This is a genomic window from Dactylosporangium sp. NBC_01737 (assembly GCF_035963215.1).
Classification (GTDB): domain Bacteria; phylum Actinomycetota; class Actinomycetes; order Mycobacteriales; family Micromonosporaceae; genus Dactylosporangium.
The window spans coordinates 77,471-100,733 of sequence record NZ_CP109153.1 but is presented as its reverse complement, the minus strand read 5'-3'; the positions used below and the strand labels follow the sequence as shown (position 1 = coordinate 100,733).

The following is a 23,263-nucleotide window of genomic DNA, read 5'->3' as shown; positions in this document are numbered from 1 at the left end:
CCGTGAAGGCCCCGCCCGTCACGGGCACTTGTTCTGTTTGAAGGCGGCCAGCGACGCCTGGTCCGGCTCGAACTTCCACTGGCCGTTCTGATATTTGATGGTGTTGATGCCGCTCGTCGCGCTGCCGCCGGACGGTGTCCGGGTCCATTTGACGGTCGCCGTCGAGTCGTCGACCGGTGTCACTCCGGTCACGACGTAGTCGCCCTGCATCCCGGTGCAGGTCGACACCAGGTCGACGTAGGCGTCCTTGGCGATGGCGGACTGCGCGGTGTCGGTCCAGAGCTCCCAGGCCCCGGCCCAGTCGCCGTCGGACAGGTTGTCGAAGACCTGCTCGGCCGTGACCTGTGCCGTCTGTGCGTCCTGCGGCTGGGCGGTCACCTCCACCGTCGGGCGGTCTGCCGTCGGTGTGTCACCCGCGTCGTTCTTCTTGTCCGAGCAACCAGCCAGGACAGTTGCAAGGACAACCGGCGCGATGACGGCGAGCGCGATGCCGCGGAAGGTTCGTGTCACCCATCTGCTCCAACGTGGTTCTTCTGTCGGGGCGTTCCGCCCGATCCGTACGTGAAGGTACTCCCGGCCAACGAACCGCGTATAGCCGGAGGTACGCGCCAATGATCTATCGGGTGCGGATTCGGCATGATCGGACGGGTCAGGCGTCGGCCTTTGGGAGCACCAGCTCGGCGAAGACGGCCTTGTGATCGGTCCCGGCGATGCGGTGGACCACGACTTTCCGCACGCCGACGCGCTCATCGGTCAGGACGTGGTCGAGGGTCACGCCTGGGATGAACCACCGGTCGTCGTAGGGCCACGACGTGGTGAGCCCGGCGCCCGCGACGTCGGCGGCGTCGTGGTAGCCCTTCGCGAGCACCTGGCGGAACGCCTCGTGGTCGAGGGTCGCGTTGAAGTCGCCGATGAGCAGGTTGACCGGTCCGGCCGGGGTCGCCGCCGGCTGCGCCGCGAGATCGGCCACCCAGCAGGAGTTGCGCTGGCGGTCCGACGGGGCGCACGGGTGCACCGACTCGACGTACACCTCCAGGGCGCCCGGGACCGTGACGCCGGCCCGCGCCTGCCCGAAGTCGGAGGTGAACCGCCGGTACCCCTTGTCGGTGAGCGGGAAGCGGCTGTAGACGGCCGAGCCGCTCACTCCGGGACGCGGGTAGGACACGACGTTGGCCAGCGTCTCGTCGAGCCCCGCCTTGCGCAGCGCGGCCCGTCCCTCGTCGGTGTACTCCTGCACCGCGAGCAGGTCGACGGCGCCGTCACGCACGAGGCTCACGATGCGGTCGGGGTCGGCGCGGCCCATGAGCATGTTGACGCTCAGCACCCGTAGCGTCGGCCCCTCCGGGACGCCGGCGTCGCTGTCGGAGATCCAGCGCGGCAGGACGCACGCGGCGAACGCGACCGTCACCACGGCCGCCGCGACCGCCGGCCAGACCCGCTTCGTCAGCAGCGCGAGCGCCAGCGGCGCCAGCGAGGCCAGCGCGACGTACGGCGTGAAGGCGATGAGCTGGACGGTCGGGAAGCCGCGCTCCAGGCCCAGCACCCGCGCGGCCGCCCACACCGCGAACGGCGCGATGAGCAGCCACAGCAGCACGGTCAGCCACCGGCGCCGCCTGGGCGTCGCGGCCGGTGCCGTGAGCGGCAGGGTGTCCTCGGTGCTGACCATCCCGTCAGGGTAGGGGAGGCGCGCCAGCCGGCCCGCCCTCCGCCGTGAATCTTCACAACACCTTCGGAAGCACCAGCTCCGCGAACACGGCCCTGTGGTCGGATCCCGCGACGCGGTGGACCACGACCTTCCGCACCCCGACGCGCTCGTCGACAAGGACATGGTCGAGCGTCACACCCATGAAGTACCACCGGTTGTCGTCGGGCCACGACACGGACAGCCCGGCACCGGCGGCGTCGGCGGCGTCGTGGTAGCCCTTCGCCACCACCCGGCGGAACGCATCATGGTCGAGGGTCGCGTTGAAGTCGCCCATGAGCAGGTTGACCGGCCCGCCCGGGGTCGCCGCCGGCTGCGCCGCGAGGTCCGCCAGCCAGCAGGCGTCCGACACCCGGCCCATCGGGGCGCACGGGTGCGCCGACTCGACGTACACCTCCGCTGCGCCCGGCACCTGCACCCCGGCGTGCGCCTGCATGAAGCCGCCGGCGAGCTGCCGGTAGCCCTTGCCGGTGAGCGGGAAGCGGCTGTAGACGGCCGAGCCGCCCGCGTCGTCCCGCGGATAGGTGACCGAGTCGGGCAGGGTCTCCTCCAGCCCGGCCGCGCGCAGTGCGGCGCGCCCCGCCTCGGTGTACTCCTGCACCGCGAGCAGGTCGACGGCGCCGGACCGCACGAGGCGCACGATGTGGCCGGGGTCGGCCTGACCGTAGAGCATGTTGACGCTCATCACCCGCAGCGTCGGCCCGGCCGGGACGCCGGCGTCGCTGTCGGAGATCCAGCGCGGCAGGACGCACGCGGCGAACGCGACCGTCACCACGGCCGCCGCGACCGCCGGCCAGACCCGCTTCGTCAGCAGCGCGAGCGCCAGGGGTACCAACGAGACCAGCGCGACATACGGGGTGAAGGCGATCAGCTGGATGGTCGGGTAGCCGCGCTCCAGGCCCAGCACCCGCGCCGCCGCCCACACCGCGAACGGCGCGATGAGCAGCCACAGCAGCACGGTCAGCCACCGGTGCCGCCCGGGCGTCGCGGCGGGCAACGCGAGCGGCCGGGATTCCTCGGTGCTGACCATCCCGCCAAGGGTAGGGGGAACGGGCCGGCCGGCCCGTCCCCTGCTGTGAATCTTCACAGAACCGGCTGGCCGCCCACTAGGCTGCGCAGTTGTGCACCCGGTCATCGCGACGTTCGGCCCGGTGGCGATCCTGACCCACGACGTGTGCGTCGCGCTCGGCATCGGGGTCGCCGCCCTCGTGTTCCTGTGGGAGGTCCGCCGCCGCCGGGCGCAGGACGACCGGCTCTGGTACGTGCTGGCCGGCGCCCTCGTCGGCGGTGCCCTCTTCGCCCGGCTGGGCACCTGGGCGCAGCACCTCGACCCGCGCGACAACGCGACGCTGCTGGAGCAGTGGGCCTACGGCAACCGCAGCATCCTGTCCGGGCTCGTCGGCGCCTACCTGGGCGCGATCGTGGCGAAGAAGGCGTGCGGCTACCCGTGGCGCACCGGCGACCTCTTCGCGCCCGCGGTGGCGGCAGGGATGGCGGTCGGCCGCGTCGGCTGCCTGCTCGCCGAGCCGCCCGGTACGCCGACGGACCTGCCGTGGGGCGTGACCCTGGACGCGGCGCAGGCCGAGGCGATGCACACCGTCGCCGGCGTGCCGCTGCACCCGTCCTTCGGCTACGAGATCCTGTTCCACCTCGCCGCGTTCGGCGCCCTGCTGGCCCTGCGCAAGAAGGTCACCGCACCCGGCGCGCTGTTCAAAATCTATCTGGCCGCTTACGCCGCGTTCCGTTTCGTGGTGGAGTTCGTGCGGGGCAACGAGGTGGTGTGGCTCGGCCTGACCCGGCCGCAGCTGTTCCTGCTGGTGTGCCTGCCGCTCATCGTGGCGGGCCTGGTGAGTGATCTGGTGAGACGGAAGGAAGCGGTGACGGCATGACGTTGCCACCCAACTCGGGCTGGACGGTGCCGCCCCCGCCGCTGCCGCCGAACGGGCAGGACCGCCCGATCCGCGGCCGCAAGGTCGCCGCGGGGCTGGGCATCGCCGCCGGCGGCCAGGTCCTCGCGATCGGCATCGGCGTGCTCGTGACGATCCTGTTCGCCGCGTCCGACAACAGCGAGAACGCGTTGCTGGGCGTCTACCTGGAGATGCTGCTGCAGCTGGTGCTGTTCGTCGCCTGCCTGGTGGTCGGCATCGTCTGGATCGCCCGCCGCGACCGGGGTCTCGGCCTCGGCATCCTCATCGGCTGGGCGGTCAGCGTCATCGTCTTCCCGGTCGCCGGCATCGGCGTCTGCATCGCGCTCGTCAACGCCAACTCGGGCACCGTATGAGCGCCGGGATGCAGCTGCGCGGCGACCGGATCCACCGGTACGTCAACGCCTTCTGCCCGCACTGCCACGACGAGCACCCCGACCGTCCACTGGAGACGGTGCAGCGGCTGTCGGGCTGGCTCGCCGAGCGCGACGGCCGGATCTGGCTGGAGCGCGGCTGCCCGAGCCACGGCCTGGTCCGCACGATGTACGACGAGTCGCCGGAGATCCTGCGGTACCTGGAGCAGTGGACCGCCCCGACGAAGACGCACGTGCCGGACCTCGCCGGGAACTTCGCGCCGGTGCCGTCGGCGTACCTCGCCGGGCTGCCGGAGATGCAGACCCAGCACACCTGCATCCTGCTCGCCGACCTCACCGACAGCTGCAACCTGCGCTGCCCGACGTGCTTCACCGACTCCTCCCCGGCGATCGAGGGCGTCGTGCCCCTCGCGGAGATCCTCCGCAGCGTCGACACCAAGCTGTCCCGCGAGAACGGCCGCATCGACGTGCTCATGCTGTCCGGCGGCGAGCCCACCCTGTACCCGCACCTGCCGGAGCTGCTGCGGGAGGTGTCGGCCCGCAACGTCGTGCGGGTCCTGATCAACTCCAACGGGGTGAAGATCGCCCGCGACGACGCGCTGCTGGACCTGCTGACCGAGCACCGCGAGCGGGTCGAGGTCTACCTGCAGTACGACGGCGTCTCCGAGCGCGCCGCCCGGCACCACCGCGGCGCCGACCTGCGCCGGCTCAAGGATCAGGCGATCGAGCGGCTCTCCTCCCGGGGCATCTTCACCACCCTCACGATGACCTGCGCGCTGGGCGTCAACGACGACGAGATCGGCGCCGTGGTGAAGCGGGCGCTGGACACCCCGTACGTCGGCGGCGTGTCGCTGCAGCCGCAGTTCGGCTCCGGTCGTTCGGGTGCGATCGATCCCATGGACCGGCTCACCCACACCGGCGTCCTGGCCCGCCTCGGTCCGCAGACCGCCGACCAGGTCACCTGGCGCGACCTGACCGCGCTGCCGTGCTCGCACCCGCACTGCTGCTCCGTGGGGTACCTGCTGCGCGACGACGCCGGGCAGTGGCAGTCGATGACGAAGCTCATCGGCCACGACCGGCTGCTGACGTTCCTGGACCTGGAGCCCGACCTGGTCGCCAACCGCATCGCCGACGTGCAGCTGCCCGCGGCGCTGCGCACCGCCGTGAAGGACTCGCTGCTCGGCCTGCTGTCGGAGCAGTCCTCGCTGTCCCACCCCGATGTCGGCGACCTGTGGCGCGACATCTGCGAGAACTGCGACCTGGGCATCTCGACCCTGACGACGCTGGTCTCCTCGTCGCTGCCCGGCGGCCGCAACCGGCTGCGCAAGATGCTCGGCGAGCGTGTCAAACGCATCACGGTCAAGCCGTTCATGGACATGGCCACGATGATCGAGGAGCGCCTCCTGCAGTGCTGTGTGCACGTGGCGACCCTCGACACCCGCGACGGCGACCCGAAGCACCAGTGCGCCCCGTTCTGCGCGGTGCAGGCGTGGCCCGCGCTGTCCGCCCAGCGCCTGCCCAGAGCGCTATGACCTCCACCCCGCAGCCCTACGACCCGCTGCGCCTGTGCGTGTACGCCACGATCGCCGCCCTGGCGTGGCTGCTGGGCCCGGTCGCGCTGCTGGGCTTCGCCGTGCTCGGCTTCGCCGGCTACGTCAGGGCCCGCAGGCAGGGCCTGACCCGCTCCAAGTGCGTCCTGCGCGACACCCGCCTGGTGCTGACCTACCTCGGCGCGCTCGCCCTGGCCGCCGTGGCGGGCATCGGCTGGAACGTCTACACCTGGCTGAGCTGAGTCACGGCGATGAGCGCGGCCCGCAGCGGCGCCGCACGCTCGGACAGCTCACGCTGGCGGCGGGTGTACTCGGCCCGGCCGTCGGGCGTCTCGATCGGCACCGGCGGGTAGCCCAGCGCGGCCAGATCGTACGGGCTGGCCTGCATGTCGAGGGTGCGGATGTCGACGGCCAGCTCGAAGCAGTCGGCGATCAGCTCGGCCGGGGTGAGCGGGCTCAGCTTGTAGGACCACTTGTAGAGATCCATGTTGGCGTGCAGGCACCCGGGCTGCTCGTTGACCACCTGGGTCTCCCGGGTCGGCTGCAGCAGGTTGAGCGAGCGGGCCGGGGCGGTGTAGAAGCGGAACGCGTCGAAGTGGCTGCACCGGATGCGGCTCGCCTCGACGACCGCGTCGGTGCCGTGCGGGCCGAGGCGCAGCGGCCACGCGTTGTGCCGCAGCTCCTCCTGGGTCTGCCGATACACCATCGCCCACTCGTGCAGGCCGAAGCAGCCCAGGTGCGCCGGGCGCGCCGCGGTCGCGGCGAGGAGGTCCCGGACCCAGGCGACGGTCTCCGGCCGCCGGTGCGGCTCGCCGCCCGGGCGCCACTGCCGCAGCTGCGCGGGGCGGAACGAGTAGTAGGTGAACAGGAAGTCCAGCACCGGGTGCTTCTCGCCGCGACGACGGCGCTCCAGGTGCGGCCGGGTCCACCCGTCGACCCGTGCCTCGTGCGCGGCCCGGCGGGCCTGCGACGATGCCTGGTCTGTGAGCATCCGCCAAGTTTAAGTTGTACCGTCACACGCATGCGCAAGCTCGGTGCACTCGTCGCTGCCGCCACAGCCTGCTCCCTCGCGCTCACCGGTTGCGGTGGTGGCGAGGCGGTCGAAGAGGCCCGCCCGGCGGCGTCCAACAGCGGCGGCGGGGCCGGCTCGCAGCCCGCGACGGCGCTGGTGCTCGGCAAGCCGGCGAGCGTGAAGGTCACCGCCGGCGCCGGGCTGAACGCCGCGCCGTTCGACGTGTCGCGGACCGTGACGCTGCCGGCCGGGTGGACCGCCGCGGTCTACGCGCGGGTCGAGAAGGCCCGGTTCATGACGTTCACGCCGAGCGGCGACCTGCTGGTGTCGCAGCCGAGCCAGGGCAAGGTGCGCGTCGTGCGGGCCGGGAAGGCGACCGACTTCGCGACCGGGCTCAACCGCCCCCACGACCTGGTGTTCGCCGAGATCGCCGGGGCCACCTGGCTGTTCGTGGCGGAGGCCGACAAGGTCACGCGCTACGCGTACAAGCCCGGGGACCTCAAGGCACACGACGGGCAGGTCGTCGTCGACGGGCTGCCGGACACCAGCACCCCGGAGCTGCGCGGCAACTACGCGCACGTGCTGAAGAACATCGCGGTGAAGGACGGCAAGCTGTACGTGTCGATCGCCTCGACCTGCAACGCCTGCGTCGAGGACACCGTCAGCGACCCGCGGCGCGCGGCGGTCTACACCTACGACGCGGCCGGAAAGAACGCCGGCCGGCACCTGCTGGCGACCGGCATCCGCAACGCGGAGGGCCTCGCGTTCCGCCCCGGCACCGACGAGCTGTGGGTGGTGGTGAACAACCGCGACAACACCCTCGTCCCCGACGACCGCGACGTCGACGGCGACGGCAAGTCCGACAAGGGCAAGCGGATGAGCCAGTTCGTCGACCAGTATCCGGTGGAGGAGCTCATCAAGGTGCGTGACGGCGGCTTCTACGGCTGGCCGTTCTGCAACCCCAACAGCGACAACGGCACGCACAACCTGGGTTTCCACCGCGACTACGAGCTCAACCGCGACGGGCAGAAGGCCGACTGCGCCAAGGCCGACCCGATCGACCTCGGGCTGCCGGCGCACACCGCGCCGCTGGGGCTGACGTTCTCCCCGGCGCTCGGCGGGGCCGTCATCCCGATGCACGGCTCGTGGAACAGCACCAAGCCGGTCGGCTACAAGGTGGTCTTCGTGCCGTGGACGGCCGACGGCCCGGGCGACCCGGTCGACCTGCTGTCCGGGCTCGTCGACCTGAAGGCCGCCAAGCCGTGGCTGCGGCCGGTCGACGCGGCGCTGGACGCCGACGGCTCGATCCTCGTCAGCGACGACCTCGGCGGCTCCATCATCCGGCTGACACCGCCGAAGTAGGCCGGCCGATCCTCGCCGGGCCTCCGCCCGCGAGGAGGAACGCGACCCCGACCGGTCCATTGTGGACCGTGACGGCGCCGTCCGCGTCGACGGTGACGTCGAGCTCGCCGCCGGCGACCTTCAGCCCCCGCACCCGGAACGCCCCCACGGGCGACGGCCGCAGCGGGTCGAACGTGATCCGCCCGGCGGGCACGTCCACGTCCAGGCCCAGCAGCGCGGTGAGGATCGCCGGGCCCACGGCGGCGGCCCACGCCTGCGGGCGGCACGCCGGCGGGTAAGGCGTCGCGTCGTCGTCGCCGCCGTACAGCTCCGGCAGCCGGTAGTCGAAGCGTTGCGCGGCGGACAGCAGCGCGCCGATGAGCGCCGCCGCCTCCTGCCGGTGCCCGTCACGGGCCAGGCCGAGCAGCGCGATCGCGGTGTCGTGCGGCCACACCGAGCCCGCGTGGTAGGAGCCGGGGTCGTAGCCGCCCGAGGACGCCGCAAGGGTCCGCACCCCGAACGGCGAGCGCAGCCGCGCCAGCCAGCCGGCGACGGCGGCGCTCTCGGCCGCGGACAGCAGCCCGGTGCCGAGCAGGTGCCCCATGTTGGACGCCACGCCGTCGACCCGCTCCCCGTCGCCGGTCACCGCGACCGCCGGATAGCCGCCGGGGCACCAGAACGCGTCGCGGAACCGCCCGGCGAGGTCCGCCGCCCAGTCCCGCCACCGCTGCCCGCCGGGCCGGCCGAACGCGTCCAGCAGGTCGGCACCGTGCAGCGCCGCCTGATAGGCGTACCCCTGGACCTCACACAACGCCAAGGTCCCGGTGGCGACGCGGCCGTCGGCGAACTGCACGCCGTCGCCGGAGTCCTTCCAGCCCTGGTTGGTCAGCCCCTTGCCGGTGGACCGGTAGGCGACGAACCCCTCGTGCCCCGCCAGCCACGCCAGCGCCGCCTCCACGTTCGGCAGCAGCGCCTCCACGGCGTCCGGCCGCATGCCCCAGCGGTGCGCCTCGGCCAGGGTGCTCACGAACAGGGCGGTCGCGTCGACCGTGCCGTAGTAGACCGGCGGCAACCGGTGCGCGGCGTCGGCGGGCCGGACCTCGTGCAGGATCCGGCCGGGCTCCTCCTCGGTGTCGCCGTGGTACGCCGTGCCCTGCCGGGCCGCGAGCGCCCGCACCGTGCCGGCGGCGACCTCGACCCCCAGCGGCAGGCCGAGCCGCGCGGCCCACAGCGCGTCGCGGCCGAACAGCGTGAGATACCAGGGACTGCCGGCGCTGTAGTAGACGTCGGCGCCATCGGTGCGGCGCAACGCGTCGAGGTCCTGGACGCCGGTGCGCACCAGCGCGTCGAGCCGCGGGTCGGCGGCCGCGACGCGCAGTGTGCTGAACCGCTTGGCGCGTTGGATCGGCGGCACGTCGGTACGGCTGAAGCGCAGCTCGACGCTCCACGCCTCGCCGGCCTCCAGCGTCACCGCCCAGCGCAACAACCCCTCGGGCGCCGGGGTCGCGTCGAGGCGGACCGCCATGCCGTCCGCCGACCGCGCCCACCAGGCGCCGCCGTCCCCGGCGCTGAAGTCCACTGTGGACCCCGTCAGGCCGTCGCGAACCGCACCGGTGGTGGCGAAGTCCGTCGCCGCGTCCACCGCCAGCACCACGCTGCGCGCCTCGCCGCCGTCGTTGGACACGGTGACGGTCTCGGTGCCGCCCAAGGGCTCGGCCAGCCGGCTGCGGGTGACGGTGAGGCCGTCCTGTACCCCTGCGAACACCGCCGACGCGGCACCCGTGCGACGCATCTCCAGCGGCGCCGCCACCGCGCCGCCGACCGTGACCTCCAGGCGCGCCACGGCCCGCCGGTCCTCGACGTAGAGCCCGTCCGCGCCTCCGCCGAGCCGCCCGTCCGGTCCGGAGAGCCACGTCGCGGGGCTCGCAACACACGTGACGCGCCCGTGCAACTGGTGCTGTGCCATGTGCTCGGACGTTACGACATCCCGGGCGCGAAGGGTTAGCGTTAACGATCGTGAGTGACAACCAGCCGTCGCCGCCGCAACCGCCCGGCTGGCTGCGCCGCACCGAGGCCGAGCAGCGCTGGCCCGCCGCCCTGGCCATCGCCGTCGCCGTCGCCGTCCACCTGCTCCTGCCCGCCGACCTCGCACCCCGTCCCCGCTGGCTGCTACCCGGCCTGGAGGCGGCCCTGCTCATCAGCGTGGTCGCGGTCAACCCCCTGCGAATCAACCGCGAGACACGCCTCCTGCGCCCCCTGAGCATCGGCCTGGCCGCACTCCTCGGCGTCGCCACCGCCTGGTCCGCCGCCCTGCTGGTCCGCGCCCTCTTCGGCCACGGCGACACCTCACCGGCCCACCTGCTGCTGTGGGGCGCCGCGATCTGGCTGACCAACGTCATCGTGTTCGCCCTGTGGTTCTGGGAGGGCGACCGCGGCGGCCCAGCGGCCCGCGCCGACGGCCGAAACCCCCACCCCGACTTCCTCTTCACCCAGATGACCGCCGGAGACCTCGCCCCACGCGACTGGGAGCCGACCTTCTTCGACTACTTCTACCTGGCGTTCACCAACGCCACCGCCTTCAGCCCCACCGACACCCTGCCCATGTCCACCTGGGCCAAGGCCGGCATGCTCGCCGAGTCCGCCGTCTCCCTCATCACCGTCCTGCTCGTCGTAGCCCGCGCCGTCAACGTCATCGGCTGACCCAACGGCGTCTCCGAATCGCGCGAAGCCGTGACTATCGCCCGGACCGGGGAATACCACGCTCCAGGCAGCGATCTCCACCCCCGCCACTTGATCGAAGGACGCCTGTGGTCGCCGGCGCGCCCACTGCCGTCCTTTGATCACACCCGCAAGACCGTCCGCTCGGGTCGACCCGCGGCCTCCGGCAGGAAACTCCCATGCACCGGCCGCCACCCCCACCACCCGGCCGCGATCAACGCCGCGCCCCGTCCGCCCGGGACGCCCAGCCCACGACTTCGATCACGCTCGCAAGATCGTCCGCCGCCACCAACCCGCAGCCGCCGGCAGGAAACTCCCGCGCGCCGGCCGCCACCCCACCACCCCGCCGCGATCAACGCCGCGCCCCGGCCGCCCGGACGGCCCACGACTTCGATCACGACACCAACCCCGACCCGTCAAAGCCCCAAACACCGCACAACCACAAGAAGCAATCAAAGCCGATGACCGCGTCAGAAGACCACACACCGAACGAGGCACAGCGACCGCAGCGACTGCGCGGACCCCCACCAGAGAGCAAGGCAAAGCCAACCGCGAGAACGCAGAAGCCCACCAGCGCCGACGCGTTGGGACGTTGGGACGTTGGGACGTTGGGACGTTGGGACGATTGCCGGAATCTCTCACGACGGCGACCCAGACCACGCAAAGGCGCCCACTCGACAGCCCCGACCACCAAGCCAGGCAAAGCGAAGCGAGCCCCCCGATGCCCGCGCCAGCGCCGTGGCGCGAGCGAGCGAGCGTGCGATGCGAAGCGAGCATGGGGGTACGGGGTGGGAACCCCCGCCGGGAGCGCGGCGAAGCCGTGCGCGAAGAACGCGGAAGTCTACCAACGGGAACAGGTCCACCCTGTGAACAGGGTGGACCCATTGGACTGTAGCCCCGACCGGATTCGAACCGGCGCTACCGCCTTGAGAGCGCGGCGCCACGGACCGTTGCACCGCTGGGCCACGTCTTGCCTGCCGCCACCACGTGGCAGTTTGTGTCGTCGGTTGCGATCCGGTGGCAAGCAGTGGCAGCGGTCCTGCTGACTACCTGCTGACTGTCCTGCCTCCATGCGCAGGCTCACAAACCACTGCGAGTGGTCAGCGCCGCGACAGACACTGACCGCCCAACCCGCGCCGTAAGCTAGGAGATTCCACCCAGACCCGCGAGCCGTTAGCGGAGCAGGGGATGCCTGCCGCCCGGCAACAACCGTAGCCATATTGGCGAGGCATGTTCTAGCGGCGTTGAGGTTGGTCGACAGTTACGTCGAACTCGCTCGGATGGTTGTCAGAATTTCCGCACGCATACAATATTTTCGCTTTCAGGGTGCTGGTGTCGTGCGCCGATTCCGGCGGTTGCCAGGCTAGCGCGTAGTTTCCGGTTGCCACGGTTGCCAACGTCAAGGTATTTCGATATTCGCGCAGGTATGAACGCTCCTCTTGAATTGCTCCCCAGCTGTTGATCGTTCCGTTCACGAGCTTCTGATCGCTGGTCCAGTCGACCAAATGCCAACCGCTCGGGGAGTGTACGGCCAGCTGCGTCTGGCAGCCTGGATCGATTCTTCCTTCGATTTTCCATGACCCAAACATGAATACGGTGAACCCATCGCGGACGCTAAGAGGAATCCCCCGCATGCTTTCAAACCTCTTTACGAGGTCTTGACCTGGGCTTGTTTCGATGTTGTCGGCCGCAAGAATTGCGGACGCCTTGATTGATATATCATGGGACTGCATGCGCCGAACGGCGACAAACGAGCCGACGAGCGCAAGTGCGGCTAGACCCACAACGGTGGTTGTTGCCGCGACGCGTCGCGGCAACAACCACCGTTTGGCCTGAGTTGACCAGGTAGACACCATCACCTCAAATTACTAGCAGGGTGTTACCGCTTCCCCGCCGTTGCCCGGAGACGATTCCCAGTGATCAGAACTAGTCGACCACGAGAAGCTTAGACCGTTACTGTAGACGCCGATGCCATTTACGGAGGTGCTCGACCAGGTGTGCGAGTACTGCACGTAGGCCTGAAGCGTTCCGCAGCCTGGGTTGTTGATGTAGTAAATGATAGAGCCATACTTGAAATTGTAGTCCTGGCCCCCGGGCTCGCCCCCGCAGTTGCTGCCCTGGTTGCTCATGCAGAATTTGTCTTGCCCAATAAAGCTAACTCCGGTGTTATTCAGGGTGCTTGGAGTGGTCGTGTTTAGCATTGGAAAGTAGTCTGTTTCACCCCATGCGCGCATAACTGCCTGGTAGCTGCTGGAGATCGAATTGACTGGCCTGTTGAGACTCAGTCCGATACCTTCGTTGCCCCCAATATTGCATGGCAAAGGGCAGAGCCAGGGTACCTCGGAAGCAATGGGTGAGATCGTGTTCCACTGCCAGAAGGTGTAAGCAATCCAAGTGTTATGTGAGGGATCCTCAAAGATCGTAGGCGCCTCCACATTGATATCCGAGTTTTGGCTATCGAGAATGCTTACCTGCCGGATAGGCTTACTTCTACGGTGAATGTTACATTTCTCCGATAGGATTGCTGAGATTTGGTCAATTGTGTAACCTTGCTTGCGTAGCCTGTAGAGCACATCTTCGATGTTGGCTTTACGCTCGGTTAGGTTTTTCGATACCGTGCCCAGGCATTCCGATGTGCGAGGTCCAGCGAATGCTGGGATTTGATTGCCGACTAGGAGTAGCGCAACTACTGACAGTGCAACCGTAAGCCGTCTCGTCCATAGCTTAGCGCCACCAGAATTGGCGAGTGAATGAAGCGCTGTTCTTTGCATGCGACCTCCCCGTTGTACGGCTACAAAGGTTGCACTGAGTGGGTACCGCACCCGTTCAATGCGAACTCGATGTGACGGTTTAATCGTGAACCGTCGATGCAACATATCACGCCAGGTCGATCGCTTCTGCCCTCCGATCGACATGTAAGTAGCCCTTTAGGTGATCTTAGTAAGCGATCGAACCGAAATTAAGGGAGACGCATCCATCGATGCTGCTTGCAATGTTACGTAACATCGGGTACGTGAATCCCTTTCCTGGCTGGCGGGCTGGGTTGCTCTATGAAACTGCTCTGAATGCGCTATAGCGTTTTGCCACGCCGCCGCCACACCCGACGATCGTCCAGCTTGCTCCTACGCTTTTGCGTGGACACCGTTGCTGCACTCGTGCGCCGATCTAGGAAGCGATGGACCTCGGCTGCTCCACATACTCGGCGACTCGCGGATCGTCCGCATATCGGCGCTGCAAACTCCGCCACAAGTTCGCGGGAATGCATCACCAGCGACGGCAGGGACTGTCGGTCACTAGCGAGCGCCGCCCGGCCTCCGGCCAGCGCCGCTTCAAGGTCGCCCTCACGCGCGGCGATCACCCCGAGCGTGATGTGGGCCTCCGCAACCCTCATTGGCTTCGTGATGGCGCCGTCCGGCGTCGTTGAGGAGCGGATGACCTCACTCGCGTACGTCGCCGCGAGGCGATCCTCCCCCACGTGGCGGTAGCAATCCATCGTGTAGAAATCCCACTTTGACGGGTCGATCACGAAGTGGTTGCCGGGGTTCTCTGGATACGGCAGGGCTTCCAACACGGCGCGGCCGTGATCAAGCGCGACCTCGACCTGGCGGCGGTCACCGATGCGTGCCCACGCCTTTGCCTGGTGCGCCCAGAGTTGCACGGTGACGCTGTGCCCCGGGCCGACCGCTTCCAGCCCTGCTCGCGCAGCTGCGATGGCGGCCCGATAGTTCCCCTCTGTCAGGGAGTACCAGCTGCGCATCTCGTGCGCCCATCCCACGACGTCGCTGTCGCCGGACTCCAGGCCGAGGGTGAGAGCCGCGCGGCGGGTGGCTTCGGCGGCGGCCTTGCGGCCCATGTCGTACTCGACGCAGCCGACGAGGCGCGCGACCTGGCCCGCCAACGAGAGCACCTCGCGACGCTGCTCAAGGGACAACCTGCCGTCGTGGAGCGCGATCAGCCGGTTGAGCCACCTCTGGCCCTCCTCGACCAGAACGGCCGGCTCCATGTGCGAGTAATCATTGTTCAGCTGCTCCACCGCAACGTGCATGGCTTCGAGCACCGCAGGTGAGACATCAGAGACCCGCAGCCTAGAGATGATTTCCAGGGTGTCCATGCCTGTGTTGCCGAGCAAGACCGGCTCCGGACGTGGCGCGGGGAAGAACGCGGCGGTTACCGTCCCGAATGTCTCGGCCACCAAAGGCTTGTAGAAGGCATCTGGCTCTGCATCGCCTGCCTCCCAACCTTCCAGTTGCGCAAGAGACTCGATTTCTCGGCCAGCCGGGCGTTTTCACCAGCGTGGGCGCGTAGCGCCTCCACGGCCTGGTTCTGCGACCATCCTCGGGCGGCCCGCTCTGCGCGGATCCGGCGGGACCATCCGGGCACGTCAGCGGCGTCGCCTTGTTTGTCGGCCATGCGATCAAGTATCCGCTTCTACTCGGTGACATCAACTGGTGACGATCAGGTGTCACCACGGTGACACCTGTCGATCGGTCTGGTTGTCGGGTCTTCTTGTCCTATGACATCCAGTGCTCAGCGCAGGCCGCGAATGACGGTCTTCACGGTCGCTTGGGAGACCCCGGCAGCGTCCGCGATCTCCGGGACGGTGTGGGTCGTGGACTGGCGGACGTCGCGGATCAGCTTGTCGCGGGCCGCGCGTGCGGTGTCGAGGGCTTCGGTGGCTGCGCGGACGCTATCGGCGGCGGCCCGCAGGCGATCGAGGTCGGTCATGTCGACAAGCGTACCGGCTAGACGGATACCGTAAAGACGGGTAGACGGCTACCGGCTAGCCGTATAGCGTCTAGCTCAAGCAGAACGGCCCCGGCAGGGCGGCAACCCTACCGAGGCCAGCGCATCAGTCTCCCCTTGGAAGGACACGAAGATGCTGGTCAAGCCTATCTCCGCCCCGCCGGTTCAGGACAGCACCGATCGAGTGCTCGTACCGTTCGGCCCCTTCTCGGCGGCTCATGCCGCGCAGAAGCCGATGCGGCTGAACAACGCGAGCGTCTGCATCTACTGCATGACGCGGTGGTGCAGCTCGGAGCGGTGCGTCGCGATGCATCGGGTGTCGCTGTGGATCGTGTGCGAGACCTGCGACGGGTTCAACGTCGGGTGCAACTGCATGGGCGGCGTCGTTGAGGCCACTCACGGCCACGTCGCCGAGCAGATGTTCCGGCAGTTGCCGACGTCCGCGCCCGTCAACGAGGACGGCGAGTTCGCGTACTACGTGGCCTGACGCCCTGACCGAGCTTCCGGCGCGCGGCCCTCTGGGCTAGGAACCAAGGCCGCGCGCCGGTCACCTCCGCTCGATCCCGCCCTGGTAAGGAGCCGCGCAGCTGCGCGGCGGGTTCCTGCTGGCCGGACGGGTCATTCAGACCGATCTGTGAGGAGCAAGAACAGATATGGCACTACGTGCTGACCTGCATGCGCTGCTCCGCAACGCAGCTGAGACGTACGCCCTGGCGGGCGTTCCCATCCTTCCCCTGTACGAGGTCCGCGACGGCCGGTGCGCGTGCGGCCGTTCGGACTGCGACCGGCCGGGCAAGCACCCCGCACGCCGAACGGTGTGCACGGCGCCAGTGCCGATCCGGCCGTCGTGGCGCGGTGGTGGCGCTGGTGGCCGACCGCGAACGTCGGCGCCGCGACCGGGCACCGGTTCGACGTCTGGGACATCGACGTGCCGGATGCCGGACCGCTGCTCGGCAAGTTCCTCGGCGGCACGGCCGGGATTTGGCCGGCCGCGCGCACCGGGTCCGGCGGGACGCACGTGTTCGTGGCGCCAACCGGACGCGGCAACCGCACCAAGTTCATGCCGGGCTGCGACTGGCGCGGCACGGCGGGCTACGTCGTGTTGCCGCCGTCCGTGCACATGTCGAGGGAGCAGTACACGTGGCTCAACGAGCCGTTCTGGTCGCTCCCGACACTCGTCCCACCGGGGCCGGTCGGGCTGCTGGAGGCACTCGCACCGCAGGCTCTGCGTGCCACCCCCGCGCGGGAGTGGCACGCCAACCGCACCGACCCGTACGCCGAGGCGGCCCTACGGCGCGAGTGCGACGCGATCGCCGCCATGCCGCCGGACTCGGGGCGGAACAACGCGCTCAACCGGGCTGCGTTCAGCCTCGGGCAGCTCGTCGGCGCCGGTGTGCTGTCTGTCGACAGCGTGTCGACAGCGTTGCTGCACGCGGCGGCCCGGTCCGGACTCAGCGAGAACGAAGCGGCCCGCACGATCCGGTCGGGTCTGGCCGCCGGTCAACGCTCTCCGCGTAGCCGTCGAGGTGCGGCATGAACGCGCCGCTCACGGGTGCCGGACACCCGGACACGTCCGGCGCGCTCGTGCTGGACGAGGTAGCCGCGTTCATCGCCCGCTACGTCGCGTTCCCCACCGAGCATGCCCTCACCGCGGTGACGTTGTGGGCGGCACACACCCACGCCGCCGGATGCTTCTACGTCACGCCGCGCCTGGTGCTCGACTCCGCCGAGCCCGGGTCCGGCAAGACGCGGGTGTTGGAGCTGCTAAACCTGCTCTGCCGCAACCCGGAGATGACCATCTCGGCGTCAACGGCGGCGCTTTTCCGGTTCATCAACGAGAAGCCGCACACGATCCTCTTCGATGAGGTGGATGCGATCTTCAATCCGAAGAACGGCGGCAACTACGAGGATCTCCGCGCGCTGCTCAACTCCGGATACAAGCGCGGTGCGACCGTCGCCCGGTGCGTCGGGGACGCCAAAGCCATGGCGGTGCAACGGTTCCCGGTGTTCTCGCCGGTCGCCCTGGCCGGTCTGGCGGCCAACATGCCGCCGACCATCACCACGCGGTCGGTGACCATCCACATGCGGCGCCGCGCGTCCGGCGAGACGGTCCAGCCGTTCCGGGAGAAGTTCGCCGAGCGCGACGCGGCGCCGCTCCGGCAGCGGCTCGGGCTGTGGATCGCCGACGTCGCCCAGGACCTGGCCGACGCCGAGCCGACGATGCCGCCCGGGGTGGTCGATCGGCCGGCCGAAGTGTGGGAGGCACTCCTGGCGGTCGCCGACGCGGCGGGCGGGCAGTGGCCGGACACCGGACGCGGCGCGTGTGAGTACTTCGTCCTGGCCACCGCCAGTGCGCCGACGTTCGGCACCCGGCTCCTGGCCGATCTCCGGCCGCTGTACGGCGGGCGGGACCGGATGCCGACCGTGGAACTGCTCGACGCGCTGACCGGAATGGAGGAGGCGCCGTGGGCGGACCTCGGCGGCAAGGCGCTCGACGCTCGGCGCCTGGCGCGCGAGCTCGGCCGCTACGGCGTCGGCCCGACGCCGATCCGTGACGCGGACGGGCGTCCGTCGAAGGGCTACACCACCTATCCGACGACCGGCAACGTCGGCCTGGCCGACGCGTGGGACCGGTACCTACCCGCCGTGTCCGGTGACAGCGGTGACAGCGGTTACGCCGCAGGTCAGGGCGGTAACCGCGCCGGACGGCCATCGGTTACAGCGGTTACGCCGAACGGCCATGTAACCGATGCAGCGGTTACGCCTCTCGCTGCGGTTACCGGGCTGACCAGGCATGTAACCGACGTAACCGCAGTCACCGACTACAGCGGCCACGTCCGGCCGCGCGCTGGCGAAGGAGCCGCAGCATGAACGCGCACACCCTGCACCCCGTCGCCCTGGCCGGCCAGTTCGGCGCCGCAGCGGCGCACGCCAGCCACATCCTCACCAGCGCAGCTGACCAAGGTCGCGCGATCATCGACACCAACCCGCCCGCCGAGTGGCTCGCTTCCCAGGCCACCGCGATCCGCGCGGCCATCCTCAACCGCACCGCCCGCTGCTGCCCCCACATCGGCGCCGCGCCGCAGCTGCTGCACGCCGCCGCGTGGCACCCCGGGCTGCTCGTCTGCCTCGACTGCCTGCCCGCGCTCGACCCCGTCGCCGACGACACCACCTGCGACCGGTGCCACTGCTCCGCGTCGCTGCTCACCGGCAGCGTCGCCGCGTTCTGCCCGGTCCTGCTCGCCTACGCCCTGTGTGACGACTGCATCCTCGAACCGAGGTAACGGCACGGGTAACGGCAGAGGTGCCGGTAACGCCCGCGTTACCCCTGCCGTTACCCGCCGATCCGGCACCCCAGCAGCGCCGATGTGGCTCAGGCCGCCGGTAACGGCAAGCGCCGGACAGGTGAGATACCCGCCGCAACGGCCCTGGCAGAGAGACACGCGTGGCGTTACCACCACGGCCGGGCGAGAGGGAACTCAACTCAGCGTGACCGTCGCGGCCCGCCGATCACCGGTCGCGGCAGCGCGACCCGACCCGCGACCGGTAGCGGCACCCGCGCGACCGGTAGCGGCGGCGCTACCCGAGCCGCTACCGGTCTGACCAGCACCAATACCCCGAGGTCGCGGGTAGCGGCAACGCCGCCCGCACCCCGAAAACCAGCCTCCACAGCACCTCCGGCCCACCGGCCGCCGCTACCGCTACCCACGAGGGAGATCCACCCCATGTCCAGCAACGTCCTGCCCTTCACTCCGCGCAGTAACGCCACCGATGCCCCCGAGCGTGCCACCCCCGCGACCGTCACCCGCGCGGTCTACACCGTCGCCGAGGTCGCCGAGCTGCTCTCGCTCTCCACCGGTAGCACGTACGCCCTCGTACGCAAGGGCGACATCCCCGCCATGAAGCTCGGCGGCCGATGGGTCATCCCGGTGCGTCGCTTCGAGACGTGGCTCGACAACCTGCCCACCGCCAGCGTTGCCGACGTCGAGCACGAGCTGGCGGCCCTCGACCGCGCCGCCGGCCGCAGGAGTGCCAGTAACGGTGCGTAACCGAATGCCCCTGACCGGACACCCGGCGATCGGTGCTAGCTCTAGCAGCTACCCCTGCTAGAGCTAGCACCCCCGCTAGCACCAGATTCCATACCTCATCAGGCGCTTAGCACCTAGCAGCCCATCAGCGCAAACAGTCGAAAGCGCGCCAGGACGCCGAATCCGACCCCCCGGGTTGCTGCTAGCGACGCGCCGCGATGCCTTGCGCCCAGAACACGCACAGTCACGACACCTGAGGAGTAGTCAACCCCATGGGACACGTATCCCCGACCCCGTCCGGCAAGTTCCGCGCCAACTGGCGCGACCCTGCCAACAACCAGAAGGCCAAGACGTTCAAGACCCAGAAGGAGGCAAAGGCGTTCCTCGCCGAGGTCGAGAGCGCCAAGAACCACGGCACGTACCTCGACCCCCAGGTCGGCAAGCTCCTGTTCGCCAAGCACGCGGAGCACTGGATCGCGGGTCGTCACGTCGAGGTGCGCACCCACGAACGGACGCTGTCCGTGATGCGGATCCACGTGCTGCCGCAGTGGGGCAGCAGCTGGCCGCTGGCGAACATCGACCACCGCGCGGTGCAGGAGTGGGTGAACGCGCTCAGCCGCAAGCTGGCCCCCGCGTCGGTCGCGAAGTGCTTCGGCGTGCTGTCGATGGTGATGGACTCCGCGATCTACGCCCGCCTGATCGGGATCAACCCGTGCAAAGGCGTGAACCTCCCCAGCACGCACAAGCCGCGCCGCCCGGCGCAGGCGCTCAGCCGCGCCGACTTCTTCGAGCGCCTGTTGCCTGCCACGGCCCCGAATTACCGCGCGCTCGTGGCCCTGGCGGCGGGCACCGGGTTGCGCTGGGGCGAGGCTGCCGGGCTGGCGTGGGGCGCGGTCGACCTCGACGCGGCCCGGCTGCGCGTGGTCCAGGTCGTCATCGAGTCCGGGGAGTGCGCAGCATCAAGCCGTACCCGAAATCGCGGGCGGGCGTGCGCAGCATCCCGCTGCCGGGATTCCTCGTGACCGAGCTAACGCAGCTGCGCGCCGCGCTCGACGCGCCGCCGAGGCCGACCGCGCTCCTTTTCACCAGCCGATCCGGGCAACCGTTGTTGCGGTCGACCTTCCGGCGGCAGGTCTGGCGGCCCGCGCTCGTGCGCGCTGGGCTGCTCGGCCGGGTCACGGAGCCTCGCCCCGGGGAGTGGCTCGCATCATGGCCCGACGCGGTGGGCATCGAGCACAGCAAGGCGTTCGAGACGGAGCGGGAGGCGGTCGAACACGTCGTGGCGCATGCGGCCGGCGGATTGCACTTCCACGACCTGAGGCACTCGTACGCGACGTGGCTGGTGTCGGACAACGTGCCCGTGAACATCGTCAGGGCGGTCATGGGGCACGAGAGCACCTCGACCACGCTGAACCTCTACACCCACGCGCCGAGCGAGTACCACGGCCGCGTGACGGGGGTCTTCGACGGCCCCGGCTGACGATCCGCTGACTGCGACCGGCTGAGAGGCCCCACAAACAAGATGGCTGGTCAGTGGCTTCTAGCCTCTGACCAGCCTGTTTGTGCGCTGTAGCCCCGATGGGATTCGAACCCACGCTACCGCCTTGAGAGGGCGGCGTCCTGGGCCGCTAGACGACGGGGCCCCAGGTCTTGCTGTGTCGTGCGGTGGAACGATACAGCACCGCGATCTTGCTGCGGTGCTGGGGTACCAGGACTCGAACCTAGACTAACTGAACCAGAATCAGTTGGGCTGCCAATTACCCCATACCCCATTGGCACTGTGAGCGCCGGTTGGAAACTTTACCGGAGCGAACCCATCAGGCCAAATCGGTTGTCGCAAACACGCCTATTCCAAGGTCAGGACCCTGTTGCTGAGCGTGCCGACGCCCTCGATCGTGACGGTGACGGTGTTGCCGGCGGTGAGCTGGGAGACGCCGGCGGGGGTGCCGGTGAGGATCACGTCGCCGGGGAGGAGGGTCATGACGTGTGAGACGTATGACACGAGAGTGGGGACGTCGAAGACCATGTCCTTGGTGCGGCCGAGCTGGCGGACCTCGTCGTTGACCTCGCAGCGGACCTCGACGTCGCTGACGTCCAGGCCGGTGACGATCCAGGGGCCGATGGGGCAGAAGGAGTCGAAGCTCTTGCCCCGGGTGAACTGGACGTCCTTGCGCTGCAGGTCGCGGGCGGTGACGTCGTTGGCGGCGGTGTAGCCGAAGATGGCCGCGGCGGCGCCGGCGCGGTCGACGCGGCGGGCGCCGGTGACGCCGATCACGACGGCGAGCTCGGCCTCGTGCTCGACCTGCTGCGACTGCGGCGGGATCCGGATCGCGTCGTTGGGGCCGATGATCGACGTGGACGGCTTGAGGAAGAGCAGCGGCTCCTTCGGCACCTCGTTGCCGAGCTCCGCGGCGTGGTCGGCATAGTTGCGCCCGACGCACACCACCTTGCTGGGCAGCATCGGGGAGAGCAGCCGCACGTCGGCGACGGCCCAGCGCTGGCCGGTGAAGCGCAGCTCCCCGAACGGGTGACCGTCGATCTCGGCGACGGTGAGTCCGGTGAGTCCGGCCGAGGGCTCGCCCTCGACGACTCCGAACGACATGCCACTGCTGTGGGCGAAACGAGCGATACGCACGCCGTGGAATCTACTCCGCCGCCAGGTGCCGCTCCACGAACGCGTTGCCGAACTTGCGGTCCGGGTCGAGCCGGTCACGCAGCGCGAGGAAGTCGGCGAGCCGCTCGGGCCGCGCCGCCTGGTGGAACACCTTCCCCCAGTGCGGCCGCGCCGCCAGGGGCGCCAGCGCCTCCTCGAGCGCCGCCACGACCGGCTCGACGCGTGCGGCGTCCTTGATCCAGGTGAAGTGCAGGGCGACGCTGTCGCGCCGGTACACCGGGCTCAGCCACAGCTCGTCGGCGGCCACGACCCTGATCTCTGAGATCTGCAGGACCGGCGTGACCAGGTGCCGCAGCCGCTCGATCGCCGCGAACGCCTCGACCGCGTCGCCGCGCGCCACGAAGAACTCGGTCTGCAGCTCCTCGCCGCTGCTGGGCGTGAACTCCAGCTTGAAGTGCGGCAGCCGCCGGTGCCACGGCCCGGGCACGCCGCCCTGCTCGGTGCAGCTCTGCGGGGACATCGCGGCGATCGGGTGCATGGTGCGCTGCGCCGGTGCCGCCCCGAACCCGTCGGGCTCCTGGCCGTCGGTGAGCTTGAGCCACAGCTGGTCGACCGTGTCGCCCGACCAGCCCGTGAAGAGGCTGACCGAGTAGCCGGCGGCCGCGATCTCCTCCCACCGCGCGTCCAGGACCGCCCGCGGCAGGTGCTCGAAGACGAACTGGCGGACGGTATACGCCGGGCGGACGTCCAGCGTCACGCCCACCACCACCCCGAGCGCCCCCAGTGACACCACGGAGCCCGCGAAGTCCGCGTCGCCCCGGTTGAGCCGCACAAGATCCCCGGCGGCCGTCACGAGCTCGATCCCCGCCACGGCGGTGGCAAGGCTGCCCAGCGCCGCGCCGGATCCGTGGGTGCCGGTGGCGACGGCCCCCGCGATCGAGATGTGCGGCAGCGACCCGAGGTTGTGCAACGCATACCCCTCGGCGTCCAGGAACGCGGCCAGCTCTCCATACCGCACCCCGCCCGCCACGGTCACGGTCCCCGCCGCCGCGTCGATCCGCGGCACCACGGGCAGCCCCGCGACGCTGACGAGGTCGGCGGGCGTGTCGGCGATCTCGTTGAACGAGTGCCCGGACCCGAGGACCCGCACCCGCTGCGCCCCGGCCACCACCTCCCGCACCTGGTCCACGGTGGACGGTCGATGCACCCGGGCCGCACCGAAGACGATGTTGCCCGCCCAGTTGGTGATGGTCATG

23 protein-coding genes and 2 tRNA genes are annotated in these 23,263 nt (G+C 69.6%); 13 read left to right on the top strand and 12 right to left on the bottom strand.

The annotated features are described in order from the left end of the window. Window positions 1–18: 18 nt before the first annotated feature. The 3 genes from OHA72_RS00550 to OHA72_RS00540 form a co-directional block, all read right to left on the bottom strand. A complete protein-coding gene (locus OHA72_RS00550) occupies window positions 19–510 on the bottom strand; it encodes a hypothetical protein (RefSeq protein ID WP_327005892.1) in 492 nt (163 codons plus the stop codon). Window positions 511–649: 139 nt separating this feature from the next. Further along, window positions 650–1,666 (bottom strand): endonuclease/exonuclease/phosphatase family protein, encoded by a 1,017-nt coding sequence (locus OHA72_RS00545; protein ID WP_327005891.1) that lies wholly within the window; start codon window positions 1,664–1,666, stop codon window positions 650–652. Window positions 1,667–1,718: 52 nt separating this feature from the next. Next, a complete protein-coding gene (locus OHA72_RS00540; RefSeq protein ID WP_327005890.1) occupies window positions 1,719–2,732 on the bottom strand; it encodes an endonuclease/exonuclease/phosphatase family protein in 1,014 nt (337 codons plus the stop codon). 91 nt (window positions 2,733–2,823) lie between these two features. On the opposite strand from OHA72_RS00540, the gene OHA72_RS00535 reads away from it, so the two are divergent. From OHA72_RS00535 to OHA72_RS00520, 4 genes are read left to right on the top strand one after another with little or no spacing between them, the layout of a single operon-like run. Then, entirely contained in the window at window positions 2,824–3,591 is a 768-nt protein-coding gene (locus tag OHA72_RS00535; protein WP_327005889.1) for a prolipoprotein diacylglyceryl transferase, read from the top strand. Continuing rightward, on the top strand, window positions 3,588–3,983 hold the full coding sequence (locus tag OHA72_RS00530; protein ID WP_327005888.1) for a hypothetical protein: 396 nt from the start codon (window positions 3,588–3,590) through the stop codon (window positions 3,981–3,983). Before OHA72_RS00535 ends, OHA72_RS00530 begins: the two co-directional genes overlap by 4 nt. A gap of 8 nt (window positions 3,984–3,991) precedes the next feature. After that, the gene (locus OHA72_RS00525) at window positions 3,992–5,533 is read left to right on the top strand and encodes a radical SAM protein (RefSeq protein WP_327005887.1); all 1,542 of its coding nucleotides are present in this window, start codon (window positions 3,992–3,994) and stop codon (window positions 5,531–5,533) included. Next, window positions 5,530–5,793 (top strand): hypothetical protein, encoded by a 264-nt coding sequence (locus OHA72_RS00520; RefSeq protein WP_327005886.1) that lies wholly within the window; start codon window positions 5,530–5,532, stop codon window positions 5,791–5,793. The genes OHA72_RS00525 and OHA72_RS00520 overlap by 4 nt, the downstream gene beginning before the upstream one ends. On the opposite strand, the gene OHA72_RS00515 is transcribed toward OHA72_RS00520, so the two are convergent. After that, entirely contained in the window at window positions 5,775–6,542 is a 768-nt protein-coding gene (locus OHA72_RS00515) for a 3-methyladenine DNA glycosylase (protein WP_327005885.1), read from the bottom strand. The two genes, OHA72_RS00520 and OHA72_RS00515, sit on opposite strands and share 19 nt — an antisense overlap. Before the next feature lie 30 nt (window positions 6,543–6,572). On the opposite strand from OHA72_RS00515, the gene OHA72_RS00510 reads away from it, so the two are divergent. After that, entirely contained in the window at window positions 6,573–7,925 is a 1,353-nt protein-coding gene (locus OHA72_RS00510; protein WP_327005884.1) for a PQQ-dependent sugar dehydrogenase, read from the top strand. Here OHA72_RS00510 and OHA72_RS00505 read toward each other — a convergent pair. Further along, complete coding sequence (locus tag OHA72_RS00505) at window positions 7,900–9,870, bottom strand: glycogen debranching N-terminal domain-containing protein (protein WP_327005883.1); 1,971 nt, start codon at window positions 9,868–9,870, stop codon at window positions 7,900–7,902. The genes OHA72_RS00510 and OHA72_RS00505 overlap by 26 nt on opposite strands. A gap of 50 nt (window positions 9,871–9,920) precedes the next feature. Between OHA72_RS00505 and OHA72_RS00500 the strand changes: the two genes are divergently transcribed. After that, window positions 9,921–10,604: a hypothetical protein gene (locus tag OHA72_RS00500; RefSeq protein WP_327005882.1), complete on the top strand. Its 684-nt coding sequence runs from the start codon at window positions 9,921–9,923 to the stop codon at window positions 10,602–10,604. 1,253 nt (window positions 10,605–11,857) lie between these two features. On the opposite strand, the gene OHA72_RS00495 is transcribed toward OHA72_RS00500, so the two are convergent. From OHA72_RS00495 to OHA72_RS00485, 3 genes are all read right to left on the bottom strand, one after another. Then, complete coding sequence (locus OHA72_RS00495; protein WP_327005881.1) at window positions 11,858–12,478, bottom strand: hypothetical protein; 621 nt, start codon at window positions 12,476–12,478, stop codon at window positions 11,858–11,860. A 1,214-nt stretch (window positions 12,479–13,692) separates the two neighbouring features. Further along, window positions 13,693–14,814: an NsdA family TPR-like regulatory protein gene (locus tag OHA72_RS00490; protein WP_327005880.1), complete on the bottom strand. Its 1,122-nt coding sequence runs from the start codon at window positions 14,812–14,814 to the stop codon at window positions 13,693–13,695. Between the two features lie 335 nt (window positions 14,815–15,149). Then, window positions 15,150–15,347 carry a hypothetical protein gene (locus tag OHA72_RS00485; RefSeq protein WP_327005879.1) on the bottom strand — a complete coding sequence of 66 codons (198 nt, stop codon included), beginning with the start codon at window positions 15,345–15,347 and terminating at the stop codon, window positions 15,150–15,152. A gap of 151 nt (window positions 15,348–15,498) precedes the next feature. Between OHA72_RS00485 and OHA72_RS00480 the strand changes: the two genes are divergently transcribed. From OHA72_RS00480 to OHA72_RS00450, 7 genes are all read left to right on the top strand, one after another. After that, on the top strand, window positions 15,499–15,852 hold the full coding sequence (locus OHA72_RS00480; RefSeq protein ID WP_327005878.1) for a hypothetical protein: 354 nt from the start codon (window positions 15,499–15,501) through the stop codon (window positions 15,850–15,852). A gap of 330 nt (window positions 15,853–16,182) precedes the next feature. Then, on the top strand, window positions 16,183–16,902 hold the full coding sequence (locus tag OHA72_RS00475; protein ID WP_327005877.1) for a bifunctional DNA primase/polymerase: 720 nt from the start codon (window positions 16,183–16,185) through the stop codon (window positions 16,900–16,902). Beyond that, window positions 16,899–18,236: a DUF3631 domain-containing protein gene (locus OHA72_RS00470; protein WP_327005876.1), complete on the top strand. Its 1,338-nt coding sequence runs from the start codon at window positions 16,899–16,901 to the stop codon at window positions 18,234–18,236. The genes OHA72_RS00475 and OHA72_RS00470 overlap by 4 nt, the downstream gene beginning before the upstream one ends. Further along, on the top strand, window positions 18,233–18,649 hold the full coding sequence (locus tag OHA72_RS00465) for a hypothetical protein (RefSeq protein WP_327005875.1): 417 nt from the start codon (window positions 18,233–18,235) through the stop codon (window positions 18,647–18,649). Before OHA72_RS00470 ends, OHA72_RS00465 begins: the two co-directional genes overlap by 4 nt. 441 nt (window positions 18,650–19,090) lie before the next feature. After that, window positions 19,091–19,414 (top strand): helix-turn-helix domain-containing protein, encoded by a 324-nt coding sequence (locus OHA72_RS00460; RefSeq protein WP_327005874.1) that lies wholly within the window; start codon window positions 19,091–19,093, stop codon window positions 19,412–19,414. 251 nt (window positions 19,415–19,665) lie between these two features. Next, complete coding sequence (locus OHA72_RS00455; protein ID WP_327005873.1) at window positions 19,666–20,415, top strand: site-specific integrase; 750 nt, start codon at window positions 19,666–19,668, stop codon at window positions 20,413–20,415. After that, complete coding sequence (locus tag OHA72_RS00450) at window positions 20,412–20,873, top strand: tyrosine-type recombinase/integrase (RefSeq protein ID WP_327005872.1); 462 nt, start codon at window positions 20,412–20,414, stop codon at window positions 20,871–20,873. Before OHA72_RS00455 ends, OHA72_RS00450 begins: the two co-directional genes overlap by 4 nt. Window positions 20,874–20,963: 90 nt before the next feature. Here the strand turns inward: OHA72_RS00450 and OHA72_RS00445 are convergent. From OHA72_RS00445 to OHA72_RS00430, 4 genes are all read right to left on the bottom strand, one after another. Continuing rightward, window positions 20,964–21,036: transfer RNA gene (locus OHA72_RS00445), tRNA-Glu, on the bottom strand. Window positions 21,037–21,093: 57 nt separating this feature from the next. Then, a tRNA-Gln gene (locus OHA72_RS00440) sits at window positions 21,094–21,165 on the bottom strand. A gap of 74 nt (window positions 21,166–21,239) precedes the next feature. Continuing rightward, a complete protein-coding gene (locus OHA72_RS00435) occupies window positions 21,240–22,028 on the bottom strand; it encodes a fumarylacetoacetate hydrolase family protein (protein ID WP_327005871.1) in 789 nt (262 codons plus the stop codon). A 10-nt stretch (window positions 22,029–22,038) separates the two neighbouring features. After that, complete coding sequence (locus OHA72_RS00430; RefSeq protein WP_327005870.1) at window positions 22,039–23,262, bottom strand: FAD-binding protein; 1,224 nt, start codon at window positions 23,260–23,262, stop codon at window positions 22,039–22,041. Window position 23,263 lies beyond the last annotated feature (1 nt).

What these genes read in the sequence shown, in the direction of transcription:
- OHA72_RS00430 (WP_327005870.1), bottom strand. Translation starts at nt 23,262, where the DNA reads ATGACCATCACCAACTGGGCGGGCAACATCGTCTTCGGTGCGGCCCGG.
- OHA72_RS00470 (WP_327005876.1), top strand. Translation starts at nt 16,899, where the DNA reads ATGAACGCGCCGCTCACGGGTGCCGGACACCCGGACACGTCCGGCGCG.
- OHA72_RS00540 (WP_327005890.1), bottom strand. Translation starts at nt 2,732, where the DNA reads ATGGTCAGCACCGAGGAATCCCGGCCGCTCGCGTTGCCCGCCGCGACG.
- OHA72_RS00505 (WP_327005883.1), bottom strand. Translation starts at nt 9,870, where the DNA reads ATGGCACAGCACCAGTTGCACGGGCGCGTCACGTGTGTTGCGAGCCCC.
- OHA72_RS00460 (WP_327005874.1), top strand. Translation starts at nt 19,091, where the DNA reads ATGTCCAGCAACGTCCTGCCCTTCACTCCGCGCAGTAACGCCACCGAT.
- OHA72_RS00480 (WP_327005878.1), top strand. Translation starts at nt 15,499, where the DNA reads ATGCTGGTCAAGCCTATCTCCGCCCCGCCGGTTCAGGACAGCACCGAT.
- OHA72_RS00530 (WP_327005888.1), top strand. Translation starts at nt 3,588, where the DNA reads ATGACGTTGCCACCCAACTCGGGCTGGACGGTGCCGCCCCCGCCGCTG.
- OHA72_RS00515 (WP_327005885.1), bottom strand. Translation starts at nt 6,542, where the DNA reads ATGCTCACAGACCAGGCATCGTCGCAGGCCCGCCGGGCCGCGCACGAG.
- OHA72_RS00465 (WP_327005875.1), top strand. Translation starts at nt 18,233, where the DNA reads ATGAACGCGCACACCCTGCACCCCGTCGCCCTGGCCGGCCAGTTCGGC.
- OHA72_RS00485 (WP_327005879.1), bottom strand. Translation starts at nt 15,347, where the DNA reads ATGACCGACCTCGATCGCCTGCGGGCCGCCGCCGATAGCGTCCGCGCA.
- OHA72_RS00495 (WP_327005881.1), bottom strand. Translation starts at nt 12,478, where the DNA reads ATGGTGTCTACCTGGTCAACTCAGGCCAAACGGTGGTTGTTGCCGCGA.
- OHA72_RS00525 (WP_327005887.1), top strand. Translation starts at nt 3,992, where the DNA reads ATGCAGCTGCGCGGCGACCGGATCCACCGGTACGTCAACGCCTTCTGC.
- OHA72_RS00545 (WP_327005891.1), bottom strand. Translation starts at nt 1,666, where the DNA reads ATGGTCAGCACCGAGGACACCCTGCCGCTCACGGCACCGGCCGCGACG.
- OHA72_RS00455 (WP_327005873.1), top strand. Translation starts at nt 19,666, where the DNA reads ATGGGACACGTATCCCCGACCCCGTCCGGCAAGTTCCGCGCCAACTGG.
- OHA72_RS00520 (WP_327005886.1), top strand. Translation starts at nt 5,530, where the DNA reads ATGACCTCCACCCCGCAGCCCTACGACCCGCTGCGCCTGTGCGTGTAC.
- OHA72_RS00510 (WP_327005884.1), top strand. Translation starts at nt 6,573, where the DNA reads ATGCGCAAGCTCGGTGCACTCGTCGCTGCCGCCACAGCCTGCTCCCTC.